Genomic DNA, 16,350 nt, shown 5'->3' on the forward strand with positions numbered 1-16,350 from the left:
TTTTGCATAGAAAAAAATTCCATTGTGGTCAGAAGTTCTTCCGACCACAAAGAGAGTAAAATCTTGACTTTTTTGGAAAAAGTGCTAAATGATTTGCGAACTAACTTCTATTCGTGAATCGCAACTGATTTGTGAATCGCAACTGATTTGTTAACCGCAGCTGATTCGTGAACTAACTTTGGGAAATAACTTTGGGGAATAATCCTGATTCTGATTTAGCGCTTATTTTTAGCATAAAAAATAAGCTCACAACACATTACTGCGAGTGAGCTTATTTTATCTTTTATTTCTTTTATCTCTTATCTAGCGTATTTAATATATGAAAATTTATAGATAGTTATTTTATTTATATAAATAAGTGCTTATTATTCTATATATGGAAGGCAATATTTCTTATGCTATCGGCATTGACGTCGGTTTAAATTCAGTAGGTCTTGCTGCGATTCGTTTGGATAATAATGGTAAACCTATAAGAATACTTAAAGCAATGAGTGTTATTCATGATGCTGGTATTGATCCAAATGGGGCAAAAGAATCTGATACTCGTAAAGCAATTTCTGGTGTTGCGCGTCGTGTGCGCAGGTTGCATCGTCAGTGCAGGCGTCGATTGAAAAAACTTGATTTTCTATTGCAATCATTGGGTTGGCCTGTCGTTGAGAACAAGGATTTAGATTTTTCTGATTCGTTTATTCCATGGATTTTTCGTGCAAAACTTGCTGATGAATATATTGAGGACGAAAAACAACGTAAACAAATGTTAAGTGTTGCAATTCGTCATATTGCTCGACATCGTGGTTGGCGCAATCCTTATCAGTCAATAAAGTCAATGATGCAAGAGACTGAGTATTCTGAATTTTACAATGAGCTGCTAAAAAATATTGAAAAGTTTGCGCCAGGAGTAGGTTGTGAAGGTTGTACGCCTGCGCAATTAGTACGCGATTATCTTTTATCACAACAAGGTAAACCCTCACGTCGTTTACGTATAACTACAGACGATAAAAAGAAAGATCATCCCAACTCATTAGATCCTGTTTTACCACGTAAGCTAATGCAAAGTGACAGCATGCTTGAGATTCTCAATATTTTCAATGTGCAACATATTGATGACAAGTGTGTTAGAGAGCAGATTATTAATGCTGTTTTTTATGCGAAATCTCCGCGTGGTTCTGCAGAAAATCGTGTTGGCAAGGATGCTATAACAGGCAAGGGTAAGCGTGCGCTAAAGGCATCGTTAGCGTTTCAGAAATATCGAATCATATCTACTATTTCTAATCTTCGCATAAGAGAAAATTCAAAAGAACGTTGTTTAACAATAGAAGAAAAGCAAAGTGTTTATAAATTATTAACAACTTCGACTTATGAGTCTTCAAAAGAGAAAGGCTCCGAAGCGCCATTATATACTTGGATTGATGTAGCTGATTGCCTCGGAATTGAACGCTATAAGTTGCGTGGAGTAGGATCACAAATAGGAGATGGAGAATCTGTTGGTAATCGTCCGCCAATGTTGAATAGTGAGTTAGCTATTATTTATGCGAATAATAAATATTTAGGGCAATCGTTGCCTACTTGGTGGTTATCTGCTAATCGTACGCAAGAAGAGAAAGAAGCTCTTATTGAGATATTGAGCAACACGGTAGACATAGAAGCAATTCATGATAATCCTGAATATCAAGATAAGTACGGTTCATCAATAGCGTTTATTGATTCAATGGATGAAACAAGAATTGCGGCATTGGAAAATATTTCATTACCTGATGGTCGTGCTGCTTATAGTTTGGAAACATTAGATAAACTCAATAAACAAATGCTTGAAACTGATGATGATTTATTTGAAGCGCGCAAAAAGTTATTTAATTTACCAAATAATTGGCGTCCATCTGAAGCTCCTATTGCAGAGCCAACAGGTAATCCTTCAGTTGATCGAGTATTGAAAATTGTGCATAGATTCCTTATAAGTGCTAAAAATCGTTGGGGCAATCCTGAACGTATTAATATTGAACATGTTCGTTCTGGATTCCAATCTAAAAAAATGGCGAATTCATATAAGAAATTATTAGATAAACGAACAGAAGATAAAGAAAATATTAAAGCAATGATGCGGAATTCTTTGCATTTAGGCACGAATGATTCTATTTCAGATGCAGATATACGTCGTTATGAGGCTGTTCAACGTCAGAATGGGCAATGCTTGTATTGTGGTGCTGGGATTACTTATCATACTTGTGAGCTAGACCATATTGTTCCGCGTAAGGGGCCAGGTTCTACGAATACTCGTGAGAATTTAGTTGCTACTTGCTCATCGTGTAACGCGCAAAAGTGTAATACTCCTTTTGCAACTTGGTGCGAGCAATCTACATATTGCAAGAATCATGATATTAGTGTAGATTCCGCTATTAATCGGGTTCGTGCTTTTATTTTCCCGCCTAAATCATACGATAAACGCGGTGCTAACCAATTCAAAAAAGAAGTTATAGCTCGCTTGAAGCAAAAGGTTGGTGATGAAGCGTTCGATAATCGTTCTATTGAATCGGTTGCATGGATGGCAAACGAATTGCATCGTAGAATTGATTGGTATTATAATTCGCAGAATTATCAAACAAACAATGGTATTTCCGATATAAGTAATAAAGCTCAAACAAATGTTGGAGTTTATGCTGGGTCTCTTACTGCTATAGCAAGAAGAATGTCTGGAATTGACGGAAAACTGGAGTTCTTTGATGGTAGAAGAAAAACTCGTTTTGATAGACGACATCATGCAGTTGATGCATCAGTAATTGCAATGATGACTCCAGGAATAGCTCAAATACTTGCAATTAAATGCAATCTGCGTGAAACACAGTTATTGCAAGGCAATAAAGTGGTTCCCGGTGGTATTGATTGGAGAGAATATCCAACGGCTAATGATCAAGGATATCAGCAATATGCTAATTGGTCTGTTCGTATGAATGAGTTATTGAAACTTCTTAATGAAGAAATGAGAGCTGATCGTATTGCTGTGGTTAATTCTATTCGTTTGAGATACAGTAATTCTTCTGTTCATCAATATGAGGTACATGCATTATTGAAGTTGCATGTCGGTGATGAAATTGACAGTGAAACAATTCGACGTTCTTCTACTCCTGCACTTTATTGTGCTTTGACAAGGAATCCTGATTATGATGTAAACAATGGTCTTCCTGAAAATCCAAATAGAACTATTCTGTTGCATAATAAGAAGTTAAATGCTGATGATTCGATTACTTTTTTCAAAGCACAAGCAGCGCAGCTTTTCGTACGAGAAGGTTCTGCAGAGATTGGTAATTCTATCCACCATTTACGTATTTATGAATGTTTTGAAAAGTTGAAAAGTGAGAAAATTAAAAAATCTTATAGAATGATTCGTGTATTTCAAAATGATTTGCATAAACACATTCATGAAGATTTATTCTCGTGTGATTTGCCTGAGCAGTCTATCTCAATGAGATATGCTAATACGGAAGTCGCTCATGCTGTGCAAACAGATAATGCTAATTATCTCGGATATCTTGTGCCTGGCGATGAGATTATCGTTGATTTTAGTCATGCTAAATTATCAGAAAATATAGGTACATTTGTAGAATTCCTAAACAAAATAGGAGCAAATTGTGCAGCATATAACCATTGGGTGGTTGTGGGTACAGACAATGAAACAACTTTGATACTTAAACCATCGATGATTTCTTCTGAAGGAATTGACAAGTTGTATTCGAATTGCAAGCGCAATAACTTCGATTATTCTTCTTATGAAAAATCTATTAATAAGATTCTAGTTGGTAAAGGTTGGCGTGTTTCGGTTAATGTATTAGCCAAGTATAACGCAGCAACTATTCGACGTAATGCGTTAGGTGAAGTGCGTTGGATATCGCATTCGCATTTACCTATCTCTTGGCGTTGGAATACTGGAGAAAATAGAGAATAGAGGAATTATGCAGAATGCATGGCGTGTGATTGATTGCACTAATTTACAAGGTGAATTACGGTATATTCGCGGTAGGATTTTAGTGTGTGATCACGCATTAGAGCAGAAAGTTGAAATTCCTCTAGCGGAAACAGCAATATTGCTTATTGGTTTGCATTGTAGTTGTTCTGCAGGTCTGCTTCATCAGTGTGCTGAATATGGTACTTGTGTAATGACCTGTGATTGGCGATGTGTTCCTATCAGTGCTATGCATTCGTGGACCAATGTTCCTACGAGAATTACGGTTCGTCAATTGTCTCAGGCAACAATGAGTGTGCCTCGAAGAAAAGCAGCGTGGGCTCAGATTGTTCGCGCGAAAATACGTGGACAAGCAGCTTGCCTCGATTTATTAAATAAAGAGGGAGGTGGATTATTACGAGGACTATCTAATACTGTTCGTTCTGGAGATGTAACGAATAGGGAAGGCCAAGCTGCTCGTGAATATTGGAAACGTATTTTTCCCGAGAAAGAAGATTTTCATCGTAAACCAGGTTCTGGTCAAGATAGGAATGCTTTACTTGACTATGCTTACATGGTGTTGCGTGGTTTTTCCATTCGTGCAGTTTTATCTGCTGGTCTTAATCCCGCAATGGGCATGAATCATCATAATGGTACTAATTATTTCTGCTTAGCAGATGACATAATTGAACCGTTTAGACCAGCTGTTGATTACGCTGTTTCAAAATTATTGTTCTCTGATACACCAAATGATAAAGCAGTTAAGAAGTATTTAATCGACAGTGTTAATCAACAGTTTAATGGTTCTGGGCATACGATTCCTAGTGCCTTATCTGATTTAGCTCAATCATATGGTATTTATGTGGAAAAAGGCGTGGAAGAATTTCAAGTACCACAATTCGTGAGGAGTGGATTTTGAAAGTCGATGAGGACAGTGGTGGCATGTGGTGTTTAGTGATGTTTGATTTACCGGTGAAAACAAAAGTGGAGCGTCATGCTGCAACTGTATTTCGCAATATGCTGCTTGATATGGGATATGCAATGGTGCAATTTTCTGTATATGTTCGTTATAGCCCCACTCAAACAGGAAATAGAACTTCAGTAAAAATAATTAAGGATAATCTTCCGCCGCGTGGATCTATACGCATTTTACATGTCAGTGATCATCAATGGTCGTCTGCACAGCGTTATTACAATGCTAGGCAAGAAAAGAAAGAAGAAACTCCAGATATAGCTGTGCTTTTTTAATCGTAAAACGCTTCATAATAGTTGGAATTCTACCATTCTTGACGATATACCAATTGTATCAAGAATGGTAGAAGCTAATTTTCAACAACTTGCACATCACGTTTTGCATAGAATACAATTGTATCAAGAATGGTAGAAGCTAATTTTCAACGCTTCTGTCATCAAAGATTTTGCCCCTTCAATTGTATCAAGAATGGTAGAAGCTAATTTTCAACGCTTGGAGAGGAAAGCAATCGTAATACTCAATTGTATCAAGAATGGTAGAAGCTAATTTTCAACGCGTATTAACATTCAATGAAGCTTGTGTCAATTGTATCAAGAATGGTAGAAGCTAATTTTCAACACAACGCTGGACACGACAAAACACACTTCAATTGTATCAAGAATGGTAGAAGCTAATTTTCAACTACAAAGGCTGCTTTTTTAATACCATGACAATTGTATCAAGAATGGTAGAAGCTAATTTTCAACTAACGCGTGGACTGATGCGTATGATGCGCAATTGTATCAAGAATGGTAGAAGCTAATTTTCAACAATGCCGACACCACCGACACCAATTGTATCAAGAATGGTAGAAGCTAATTTTCAACAACAAAACAGGACGTTTACGAGGCGTTTCAATTGTATCAAGAATGGTAGAAGCTAATTTTCAACACACCTAAGCATATATATGAGGGGCTTCAATTATATCAAGAATGGTAGAAAATAACTTTTGGCCTATAACCCTAATTTTCAACGAATAAATAAAAACGGGGAAGCTGGAAAGCTTCCCCTGCAGTGATAATCATCAAAACTGCTGAGCAATCAAACTGGATAACAAGTCCAGTCTTATTGAAAATTAGCACTTCTAATATATCATTTTTGGGAAATAGAAAACAAGTGAACTTTTCTAAGTTTTGTTAAAAGATTTAAAAAGTAACATATTGATATAATCAATAGATAGTGTAGTTGAAAATATTTCTACTTTCCGCATTTGTGCGTTTTTTTAAAAAAAGTGTCTTCTGGAAATATGTGCGTGTAGTCTTCATATAAACAATATTCATATATCAATAATGGGAACGTTACTAAGGTAGCGTTCCCATTATGTTTCTTTATAATAAGAAAATTATTTATGCGTTATCTGCACACGATAAGCAAACGCATTATCGCTTTACCAAATGTGCACGCGCTCGCTTGGGTCGAGCCACATCTCGTCGCCTTCTTTAACGTCGAAAGCATCGTAGAACAAGTCAACGTTGCGTGCAATGCCATTAGTGCGGCATTCTGCAGGGGAGTGTGGGTCTATTTGAAGGTATTGCTCAGCAATCTCGTTACGAGCCTTTGAACGCCAAACAAGTGCGTAGCTTAAGAAGAATCGTTGCAAAGCAGTGAAACCATCAATCTTAGGAGCGTTCAGCAAAGTTTCGCGAATCGCATCGTCACTTCCGTCGATTTCTTGGCCCTTGCTCTTTTGCAAAGCAAAAGCGTAGGCTTTAAGAGCAATAGTTACGCCGCTTAAATCGCCAATGTTTTCGCCGATTGTTAAAGCGCCATTTACGTGAGGCATTGCATCGCGCTCTTCTTTGCTCTTTAAGTGAGAGTATTTAACAATAAGCTGCGTTGGTGTAAAAGCGTTGTATTGCTCAATAAGCTTTTTAGTGCGCTCAGCAAAGTTGGTTTTGTCTTCGTCAGTCCACCAATTGTTAAGCACACCGTCGCCGTCATATTCGCAACCTTGGTCGTCAAAACCGTGTCCAATTTCGTGTCCGATTACCGCGCCAATAGCGCCGTAGTTTGCTGCGTCTGGAGCACTTGGGTTAAAGAATGGTGGCTGCAAAATCGCAGCTGGGAACACAATTACATTAAGCAACGGATCGTAGTAAGCGTTTACAGTTTGCGGAGTCATCTGCCACTCTTCGCGATCCACAGGATTTCCAGCTTTTGCAGTATATCTACCAAAGATAAATCGAGAAACTTCGCGCATATTCTCAATTAAGCCAGCGTCTTCCTTAATATTTAGCGCAGAGTAGTCAATCCAATGATTTGTGTAACCAATGTTTGGCTCAAACTTACTAAGCTTTTCCAAGGCCTTCGCCTTAGTCTCCTCACCAAGCCAGCTGCTGTGAGAAATCGACTCGCGGTAAGCGTTAATAAGATTGTCAACTAAGCCTTGCATATACTTTTTAGAAGATTCAGGGAAGTGCAAGCGCACGTATTCGCGGCCAACTTCCTCACCGCAAGCATCGTCAACAACTCCGATTGCGCGCTTCCAGCGGTCGCGTGGCTTGGTAGCACCAGAAAGTACTTTGCCGTAGAAGTCAAATCGTGCTTGTGCAAAATCTTCGCTTAACATGCTTGCCCAGCACAAAATCACGTGCACGCGTGTCCAAAGCTTTAGATCTTCTAAGTCGGCTTCTTGCCAAATCTTATTCAATCCTTCTATAAAGCTTGGCTCGTGAACTATTACCTTGTTAAAAGCTTTAAGAAAATCTATTGGCTGATTCTTTGCTTCTTCGCAATCGTCGTATGCTTTTTGAGCAGAGTCTAAGAAAGCGTCAAGATTCAGAGCTTCAAGTGCTTTTGCCAAATCAGAATAATTGTAAGGATTATAAGTTTTTTGAGAATCGCGAGTTGCAACGTTATCCCAATGGTTGCTTGCGATTTGCGTCTCAACCTTCAAGAAACGTTCCGATTGCTCGCTTGTAGTGGATGCGTCACCGTATCCAGCTAAGCGCAACAATGAAGCTACCATTTTTACGTATTCAGCGCGAATTGGAGCGTAATTATCTTCGCGATAGTATGCTTCGTCTGGCAAGCCCAATCCAGCCTGCTCAATATGCATAATATTCGTCTTAGGATCCTTAGGGTCTCCATAAACGCCAAAAGCAAACATTGCATTAGGGCCGCCGTATGGAGTAAGAGCACCAATAGTGCGAACCAAATCTTCCTTGCTGTTAGCCGCATCAACAGCGTCTAAATCGCCTTTAATTGGCGTAATTCCAGCTTTTTCAATAGCTGCAGTATCCAAATAGTTACGGTATAAAGCTTGTGACTTTTTGGCTTGGCAATCTTCGCTTTCTAAAATATCTCGAATTTGCGTCTCTGCATCTTCTGCAAGCTTGTAGAAAGCGCCATACATTGGTTTGTCTTCTGGAAGAGTGTAAGTGTCAATCCAAGGACCGTTTACGTAACGGAATAAATCATCTTGTGGTCGAGTAACCGATGAGAAGGATGCAGGATCAAAATTTACAGCAGAAATTTCGTTCTGCGATTCCTTATTATTATTATTAATTTCATTGTTATTAGACATGTGTCTAGATTACAAGTATTAAGCGACAGTTTTTGCGCCATTTTCGTGCCTGCGCGTTAGTCTTAAAGCATGATTGAACTTAAAACTCCATCTGAAATTGAAGCGATGAAGCCTGCAGGTCGCTTTGTCGGTAGTATTCTTAAAGACTTGAAAGCAATGACAAAAGTTGGAACCAATCTTCTTGAGATTGATGATTTTGTACGCCAGCGAATTATGAGCCGCAAAGGTGCGTCTTCTTGCTATGTTGATTACGCTCCTGATTTTGGAACTGGTCCTTTTGCACACTATATTTGCACTTCTGTAAATGATGCTGTTCTTCACGGAGTTCCTTTTGATTACAACCTTAAAGATGGTGATTTGCTAACTCTTGACTTGGCAATTAACGTTGATGGCTGGGTTGGAGATTCTGCTATTAGTTTCGTGGTTGGAAAGCATGCGGATCCTGAGGATTTGCGCTTGATTAAGTGCACTGAGGAAGCGCTGGAGGCTGGTATTAATATGGCTCAGCCTGGAAATCGCCTTGGAGATATTTCTTCTGCTATTGGATGCGTTGCTCACGAGTATGGTTACAGCGTAAACCTTGAGTTTGGTGGTCACGGAGTTGGCCATATTATGCATGGTGATCCGCACGTTCCTAACGATGGCACTGCTCATCACGGCTACAAGCTTCGCCCAGGTCTTGTGATTGCAATTGAGCCATGGTTCTTAAAGACTACTGACGAGATTTACCAGGATCCAAAGGATGGTTGGACTCTTCGTTCTGCTGATGGTTCTCGCGGTGCACACACTGAGCATACTATTGCAATTACTGAGAATGGTCCAGAGATTTTGACTGTACGCTAAACTTATAAAGAGTAAAAAGTTTATTTGGTAAGAGTTTTGCGAATAGTGATTGCGTAAGACAAGTATATAAAGAGGAACTTTAAGTAAATGGCGGAATTTGATTTTGCCCAAGCGTTAAATGATGTTGAAGCAAAGTATTCTTCGATTTCTAAAGCACTAGATGTTGATTCGTTGAAAGTTACGATTGCTGATTTAGAAAAGCAGGCTGCAGAGCCTGGGCTTTGGGATGATTCTGAGCATGCTCAGCAGGTTACGAGTAAGCTTTCTGCAGCTCAGTCTCAATTGAAGCGTTTGCAAGCTGTTGAGCAGCGAATTGAAGATACTAAGACTTTAATTGAACTTGGTCAAGAAGAAGACGATGCTGATTCCATGAGCGAGGCTCAAGAAGAGCTTGGAAGTATTGCTCACGAGTTGGACGATATGGAAGTTCAGACTCTTCTTGACGGCGAGTATGACGCTCGTTCTGCAGTTGTTACGATTCGCTCTGGTGCTGGAGGCGTAGATGCCGCTGATTTTGCTCAAATGCTTCTTCGTATGTACTTGCGCTGGGCTGAGCGAAACGGCTATAAAACTAAGATGATGGACACGTCTTATGCAGAAGAAGCTGGTATTAAATCCGCTACTTTCCAAGTTGATGCTCCTTACGCGTATGGTCGTCTTTCTGTAGAAGGCGGCACTCACAGAATGGTTCGTATTTCGCCGTTCGATAATCAAGGTCGTCGTCAAACTGGCTTTAGTGCTGTGGAAGTAATTCCTCTTGTTGAAGCTACGGATCATATTGATATTCCAGATTCGGATATTCGCGTGGATACTTTCCAAGCTTCAGGGCCTGGCGGCCAGGGCGTAAACACTACGTATTCTGCTGTACGCATTACGCATTTGCCAACCGGCTTGGTTGTTTCTATGCAAGATGAGCGCAGTCAGATTCAAAATCGCGCTGCTGCAATGGCAGTTTTGCAATCGCGTTTGCTTGTGCTTAAGCATGCTGAGGAAGCAGCGAAAAAGAAGGAGCTTGCTGGAGATATTAAGGCAAGTTGGGGAGATCAGATGCGCTCCTACGTGCTTCACCCTTATCAGATGGTGAAGGATTTGCGCACTGGCTACGAAACTTCACAAACTCAGGCTGTTTTTGACGGTGATATTGACGGTTTTATTGAAGCTGGTATTCGTTGGCGTCATGAGCAGCGAGTTGCAGCTCAAAAAGAAGCTGAAGCAGAGTCTGATTTGAAATCTGACAATAAATAATTTAAATATAAAATTGAATATCACGGATTAGCAAAAACGGATTAGCAAAAACGGATTAGCAAAATATATGATTTTGAACTTTATTATGTTCGTGTCATTGTTTGGAAGGAAAGTCGGACATGTCACTAATGTCATTGGAACATGTTTCTAAGATTTACCCTAAGGGTTCGCGTCCTGCTTTGGACGATATTTCTTTGGATGTTAATCGCGGTGATTTCGTATTTTTAGTTGGAGCATCAGGATCTGGTAAAACCACTCTTTTAAGTCTTTTATTGCGCGAAGAGGAAGCGACTAGCGGTGAAATTCATGTTGCTGGTAACGATTTAAGGCGTTTAGCTAATCGTCAAGTACCGCAGTATCGCAGGTCTCTTGGTTTTATTTTCCAGGATTATAAATTACTTAATAATAAAACAGTTTATCAGAATGTTGCTTTTGCTTTAGAGGTGATTGGTACAAGTAGAGCGACTATTCGTTCGCTTGTTCCGCGCGTTTTGGAAACAGTTGGTTTGACTGGGAAAGAAAATAATTATCCACATGAGCTTTCCGGTGGTGAAGCTCAGCGTGTGGCTATTGCGCGCGCTTATGTTAATCATCCTCAAATAATTTTGGCAGATGAGCCTACTGGTAATTTGGATCCAACTACTTCTCTCGGAATTATGGAAGTTTTGGATGCTATTAACCGAACTGGCACAACAATTGTTATGGCTACGCATAATGAGGAAATTGTGAATTCAATGCGTAAGCGAGTTGTGGAGCTTCATGCTGGAAAAATTGTGCGTGATGAGCGCGAAGGATCGTATGATTCTGCGCTTTACTTCCCGGATGCTGATGTTGAACAAAAGTCTAAAGCTCAGCAGTCTGTTGAAAAAAATGAAGAAGAGCATGAAATTTCAGTTGTGAGTGAGCAGCCTGAAAGAACTGAACGTCATAAGCGACTTTCTAAGAAAGCTCAACGTGCAGCGCAAGCTCGTGAAACTGTTGATATTGTTACGCAATATCTTCAAAGTGATACTTCTGAAAATGAGGGTATTGCGCGTCTCGCTCAGTCTGTTCATTCTGGAAGAACTGGTCGCTACGGTGAAGTGTTCCAGTCTTTGGAAACAACTATGACTTGGGGACGCGGTTTGAGTTTGAATAATGCCGAATCTTCTGAAAAATCTGGATTGAACGAAGGCTCTGAAGCTAACGAAGGCTCTGTAGCTAAAGAAAAAGCTGAAGTTAAAGAAGACGTTGAGGCTAAAGAATCTGCTGTAGCTAATAATGAAAATGCTGTAGCTAGCGAAGCTGCTGAGACTAAAGAAGACTCTGAGGTTAAAGAAGCCGCTGTGGCTAAAGAAGCCGCTGTGGCTAAAGAATCTGCAATGCCTCCTGCTCCGCCTAAGCCTCCTGTTGCATCATCAAACACTCATAACAAGAAGGCTAGTGCTGAAGATGCTAGTGCTGAAGAGGCTAGTGCTGAAGATGCTAGTGATACAGACGCTAGTGCTGTAAATAGCGATAATTATACGGATAAAGTTGAAGGAGAGAAATAATGCGTTTGCGATTTATCTTTTCAGAAACTTGCATTAGTTTACGTCGCAATGTTTCTATGATTCTTTCAGTTATGCTCGTCACTTTCATATCATTTCTTTTTATTGGTTCTTCTGTATTAATGCAGGCTCAGATCACAAAAGCTAAAGGCGATTGGTATGACAAAGTAGAAGTCGTCGCGTGGCTTTGCCCGGATGGTACGAGTCAATCTGCTTCATGTGCATCTGGTAAAGCTCCCACTAAAGAAGACATTGTTAAGCTTGAAGAGGTTATTTCTAGGGAACTTGGCGATGACGTTTCGCATATTACTTATGTCAGTAGGGAAGAGTTTTATAAAAACACATTCTTAAAGCAATATCCGCGTGGAATTTATCAAGGTCGTACGCTTACTGCAGCAGATATGCAAGATTCTTTGCGATTGAAATTACGTAATCCTATGAAATATCAAGTTGTTTCAGAAGTTCTTTCAGGCAGAGATGGCGTAGAAAGCGTAGTTGATCAGCGTCAAATTTTTGATCCAGTTTTTAGTGTATTGAATCGTGCTACTGCAGTAACAATTGTTTTAGCTGCTGTGATGGTTGTTGTAGCTATTATGCTAACTGGAACGACTATTAGAATGTCTGCTGCCTCACGTAAGCAAGAAACAGAAATTATGCGACTTGTTGGCGCTTCTAATTGGACTATTCGTATGCCGTTCATTCTAGAAGGGTCTATAGCTTCTTTCTTTGGCTCACTTCTTTCTGGAGTTGTTTTAAGTGCTGTAGTGAAAGTGTTTATTACGGATTGGCTTGCTCAGAAGGTTAAGTGGATGCCTTTTGTGGATCAAACAACGGTTTGGGTGACTGTTCCAGGTCTTGTGATTGGAGCTGTAGTTCTTTCTATTGTTGCGTCTTCTATTGCTTTGCGTAGATATTTGCAAGCCTAAGACTTTAAAATAGTGCTTTAGAGTAAGGTTTCGGATTACGGTTTTGGAATAATACTTTGTTTTACGGTTTTAGAGTAGAGCTTATTGCAAGTCTGCTTTATAAATTAACTAGTTAGACATTCATAATTCCATTCATAATTCGAAAGGCGTGGTATACTAGCACGAATGAGGTCGTGGAAAGGGTAATGATGAAGACTCGTATGAAAGACAATAGTCGTCTTCGAATTGCAGTTGGTGTAATCATGGCTTCTACATTAATGCTTTCTGTAGGTGCAACTTGTTCGATTTTTTCGACTTCTCCGGCAGAAGCTGTTAGCTTGCAAGAATACCATCGAAAAGTGCAAAACAATGCTGCTTTGCGTAGAAAACTAGCTGGTGTTAGTAAAAAGCTTGCAGATAAAATAGTAGAGTTAAATGATCTTAACGAGCGTCAAATCCCTAAACAGCTTCGAGAAGTAGAACAAGCAGAACAGCGTTCAGAGCAGGCTCGTAATCTTGCGGATGCTACTAACCAGCGTTTAGAATCTGCTAAAAAAGATAAGCTTGAATTAGAAGAAAAAATTAAAGAAACTGGCATTGATTATGACGATGCTAAGGCTGCTGTAGCTCAGCTTGCTCGTGAAAGTTTCCATGGTTCGAATTCTTCGCATGTTATGGCTATGCTTACGAATTCAACTACGACTGAGCAATTTGTTGGTAAGATGCAGTCGGATGCTGCTATAGCGCGTAGTGAGTCAAATGCGGCTCATAATGCGGCAATAACTTTGAATACTTCCATGAATCGTAAACAGCGTTTGGCTGCTATTGAAGTTGAAATTACAAAGTTAAAGAAGAAAGCAGACGAGCAAGTTCAAAGCGCTCAGGTTGCTGAGCAAGAAGCAAAGAATAAGCAAAAGTATTTGCAAGATTTGCGAGATAAAGGTCAAGAGATTCGTAAACAGCTTGAAAGTCAAAAAGGTAGTCTTGCTTCGCAGCAGGCTCGTGAAGCTGCAGAAATTGTCAAGATGAAGTCTGCTATTGATGCTCAAGCAAGGGCTTTAGCTAGAAGTGCTGCCGCTCGTATTAATCCTAAGTTTGGCAATCGTCAGCAGGTTAATGGAGCTAATTCATCTAATGTATCTTTGCAATCTATGCCTGAAGGTTCTGGTTTTGCGCAAGGTATGAATTACGATGTTCCAGGAAATTGCCCTGAAGGATCTAAGTTCTGCTATGGCCATGGAACTGGTAACAGTGTTGGTGGTTCTGCTTATCCTGCTCGCCAATGCACTTTATGGGCTTATTTGCGCCGTTCTCAGTTGAATCTTCCTGTAGGATCTTATATGGGAAATGGAGCTGATTGGGCTGCTAGTGGACGCCGATTGGGCTATTTAGTGAATCACACTCCTCATGTTGGAGCAATTATTGTATTTCCTCGTGGAGTTGCTGGATCTGATTCAACTTATGGCCATGTGGCTGTTGTTGAGCGCGTTAATTCTGATGGTTCTGTATTAATTTCTGAAGGTGGCGTTGGATTTGCTACATTCCCGTCTTATAGAACTATTAGTAATCCTGGTATGTTTGAATTTGTACATTACTAAATTCTTTGAAAAAGGGAATTTACCTGTGCTTTGCGTGCGCTTTATTTAAGATGTTTGGAGTGAAAAGTGGATAAAAAACCTGCTCAAGATGGGACTCTTACAATAGCTAATAATCGCAAAGCTTATCATGATTATGCTATCGAGGATTGCTATGAAGCTGGTCTTGCGCTTACTGGTACTGAAGTCAAGTCTCTTCGTGAAGGGCGCGCTTCTTTAGCTGAATCATTTGTGAGTATTGATAGACGTGGAGAAATGTGGTTAGAGGGAGCGAATATTCCTGAGTATTTGAATGGTACTTGGAATAATCATGCTCCTAAGCGTAAGCGTAAATTGTTACTTCATGCTGTTGAAATTGCTAAGCTTTCCAGGCAAACAGAAGCGAAAGGTTACACTGTTGTACCTTTGCGATTGTATTTCCGCGGAAGCTATGTAAAAGTTGAGATTGCTTTGGCTCGAGGAAAGAAAGAGTTTGATAAGCGTCAAGCTTTGCGTGAGGAACAAGATAAGCGAGAAGCTTTGCGTGAAATGCGTTATCGTAATTTGCGTTCTCGCGCATAATTTTTTGAGTTTTTGAGACTTTTTTTGAGTTTTTGAGACTTTTATTGTGCTTTTAAGGCACGAGTATCAATTATTATTATTCATTTTTTTGCATATTATTCACTATATTCACTTATAATTAGCGATTTTCTGCCAAAATTATGTATAAGAAATCTATAATATACAAAATACGTAAAAAAATACACTTGCAATATCGCCACTTTCATGTATATTTATACACAACATTGTAAATATGTAATTTTTAGGAGAAGTAAAATGTCAAAGTTATGGAAATCAATGGCAATAGCAGTGTCACTTGTATTAATGGGTTCTGTTGCTGCATGCGGACCGGCTGATTCTAAAGCTGCGGATCCAGATGTTGCAAGAAGCTATGACGTAAGCCAAGTTAAGAAAGACGACGCTATCGCAGCTATGCTTCCTGAAGATGTTGTGAAAAGTGGAGAACTTACTGTCGGTGTAAACGTAAGTTATGCTCCTGCTGAATTCTTTGCTGCTGATGGAAAAACTCCAGTCGGATATGAAGTCGATTTTGCTAAAGCTTTAGCAAAAGTATTTGGCTTAAAAGCTAAAATCATGCACGCTCCATTTGACGCGATTATCCCAGCAATCGGCAGCAAATATAATGTTGGTATTTCAGGTTTTACTGTTAATGCTGAGCGTATGAAGAGCGTAGATTTCGTAACTTACGCTAATGCAGGTTTATCTTTTGAAATCCGTAAAGGAAATCCAACACATGTAGATACAAGTAACTTGTGCGGAAAGAAAGTTTCTTTACAAACTGGCACAGTAGGTGAGCCTCTTATGGAAGAAGCTAAGAAGCAGTGTGCTGCAAAGAAAGATAAGCCTTTGGAAATATTGAGCTTTGAAGAGCAAACTGATGCAACTGCTGCTTTAGTTTCCGGTCGCGCTGACGTTATGTACGCTGATACACCTGTTGCAGGTTATGCTGCAATTAAGAATCCTGGAAAGCTTGAAATTTTGGGAAAGAGCAATGATTCTGAGCCAATGGGTGCAGCTGTTAAAAAAGGCGATGAAAAGATGCTTAAAGCAGTGAAAGCTGGTATCGATAAGCTTATGCAGTCAGGTGTTTACAAAGACATCCTGAAAAAGTGGGGTGTTGAGGATGTTGCTATTGATCAAGCAGTAGTGAATCCTAAACTCTGATTGAGATGATTTTTGTGGCGTATATTGTGTAATTTA

The 16,350-nt window shown here is 39.7% G+C and carries 10 protein-coding genes, 1 pseudogene and 1 CRISPR repeat array; of the genes and pseudogenes, 10 read left to right on the forward strand and 1 reads right to left on the reverse strand.

What is annotated here, in order from left to right:
- The first annotated feature begins 376 nt into the window (after positions 1-376).
- Genes cas9 through cas2 form a run of 3 tightly spaced genes read left to right on the forward strand, consistent with a single transcriptional unit; the run spans position 377 to position 5,182 of the window.
- Positions 377-3,937, forward strand: coding sequence for a type II CRISPR RNA-guided endonuclease Cas9 (gene cas9, locus HXT51_RS06395; RefSeq protein WP_421776462.1), 3,561 nt, complete (start codon positions 377-379; stop codon positions 3,935-3,937).
- Positions 3,938-3,944: 7 nt separating this feature from the next.
- Positions 3,945-4,853 carry a type II CRISPR-associated endonuclease Cas1 gene (gene cas1 / locus HXT51_RS06400; protein ID WP_421776463.1) on the forward strand — a complete coding sequence of 303 codons (909 nt, stop codon included), beginning with the start codon at positions 3,945-3,947 and terminating at the stop codon, positions 4,851-4,853.
- Positions 4,850-5,182 carry a CRISPR-associated endonuclease Cas2 gene (gene cas2, locus HXT51_RS06405; RefSeq protein WP_174143299.1) on the forward strand — a complete coding sequence of 111 codons (333 nt, stop codon included), beginning with the start codon at positions 4,850-4,852 and terminating at the stop codon, positions 5,180-5,182. The genes cas1 and cas2 overlap by 4 nt, the downstream gene beginning before the upstream one ends.
- A gap of 50 nt (positions 5,183-5,232) precedes the next feature.
- Positions 5,233-5,900: a CRISPR direct-repeat array (repeat unit 36 nt; unit sequence CAATTGTATCAAGAATGGTAGAAGCTAATTTTCAAC).
- 433 nt (positions 5,901-6,333) lie between these two features.
- Here the strand turns inward: cas2 and HXT51_RS06410 are convergent.
- Positions 6,334-8,472, reverse strand: coding sequence for a M13 family metallopeptidase (locus tag HXT51_RS06410; RefSeq protein ID WP_421776464.1), 2,139 nt, complete (start codon positions 8,470-8,472; stop codon positions 6,334-6,336).
- Between the two features lie 69 nt (positions 8,473-8,541).
- On the opposite strand from HXT51_RS06410, the gene map reads away from it, so the two are divergent.
- From map to HXT51_RS06445, 7 genes and pseudogenes are all read left to right on the forward strand, one after another.
- Positions 8,542-9,315, forward strand: coding sequence for a type I methionyl aminopeptidase (gene map / locus HXT51_RS06415; protein ID WP_103084792.1), 774 nt, complete (start codon positions 8,542-8,544; stop codon positions 9,313-9,315).
- Positions 9,316-9,402: 87 nt separating this feature from the next.
- Entirely contained in the window at positions 9,403-10,560 is a 1,158-nt protein-coding gene (gene prfB, locus HXT51_RS06420; RefSeq protein WP_103084793.1) for a peptide chain release factor 2, read from the forward strand.
- Positions 10,561-10,679: 119 nt separating this feature from the next.
- Positions 10,680-11,693 (forward strand): annotated as a pseudogene (gene ftsE, locus HXT51_RS06425) (cell division ATP-binding protein FtsE); the annotation flags it as partial.
- A gap of 398 nt (positions 11,694-12,091) precedes the next feature.
- Positions 12,092-13,015: a permease-like cell division protein FtsX gene (gene ftsX, locus HXT51_RS06430; RefSeq protein ID WP_415691862.1), complete on the forward strand. Its 924-nt coding sequence runs from the start codon at positions 12,092-12,094 to the stop codon at positions 13,013-13,015.
- 185 nt (positions 13,016-13,200) lie between these two features.
- On the forward strand, positions 13,201-14,592 hold the full coding sequence (locus HXT51_RS06435) for a CHAP domain-containing protein (RefSeq protein WP_421776465.1): 1,392 nt from the start codon (positions 13,201-13,203) through the stop codon (positions 14,590-14,592).
- A 66-nt stretch (positions 14,593-14,658) separates the two neighbouring features.
- The gene (gene smpB / locus HXT51_RS06440; RefSeq protein WP_103084797.1) at positions 14,659-15,150 is read left to right on the forward strand and encodes an SsrA-binding protein SmpB; all 492 of its coding nucleotides are present in this window, start codon (positions 14,659-14,661) and stop codon (positions 15,148-15,150) included.
- 255 nt (positions 15,151-15,405) lie between these two features.
- On the forward strand, positions 15,406-16,314 hold the full coding sequence (locus HXT51_RS06445; protein WP_415691864.1) for an ABC transporter substrate-binding protein: 909 nt from the start codon (positions 15,406-15,408) through the stop codon (positions 16,312-16,314).
- Positions 16,315-16,350: the final 36 nt, after the last annotated feature.

Source organism: Gardnerella sp. KA00255 (assembly GCF_049244095.1).
Lineage (GTDB): Bacteria > Actinomycetota > Actinomycetes > Actinomycetales > Bifidobacteriaceae > Bifidobacterium > Bifidobacterium vaginale_F.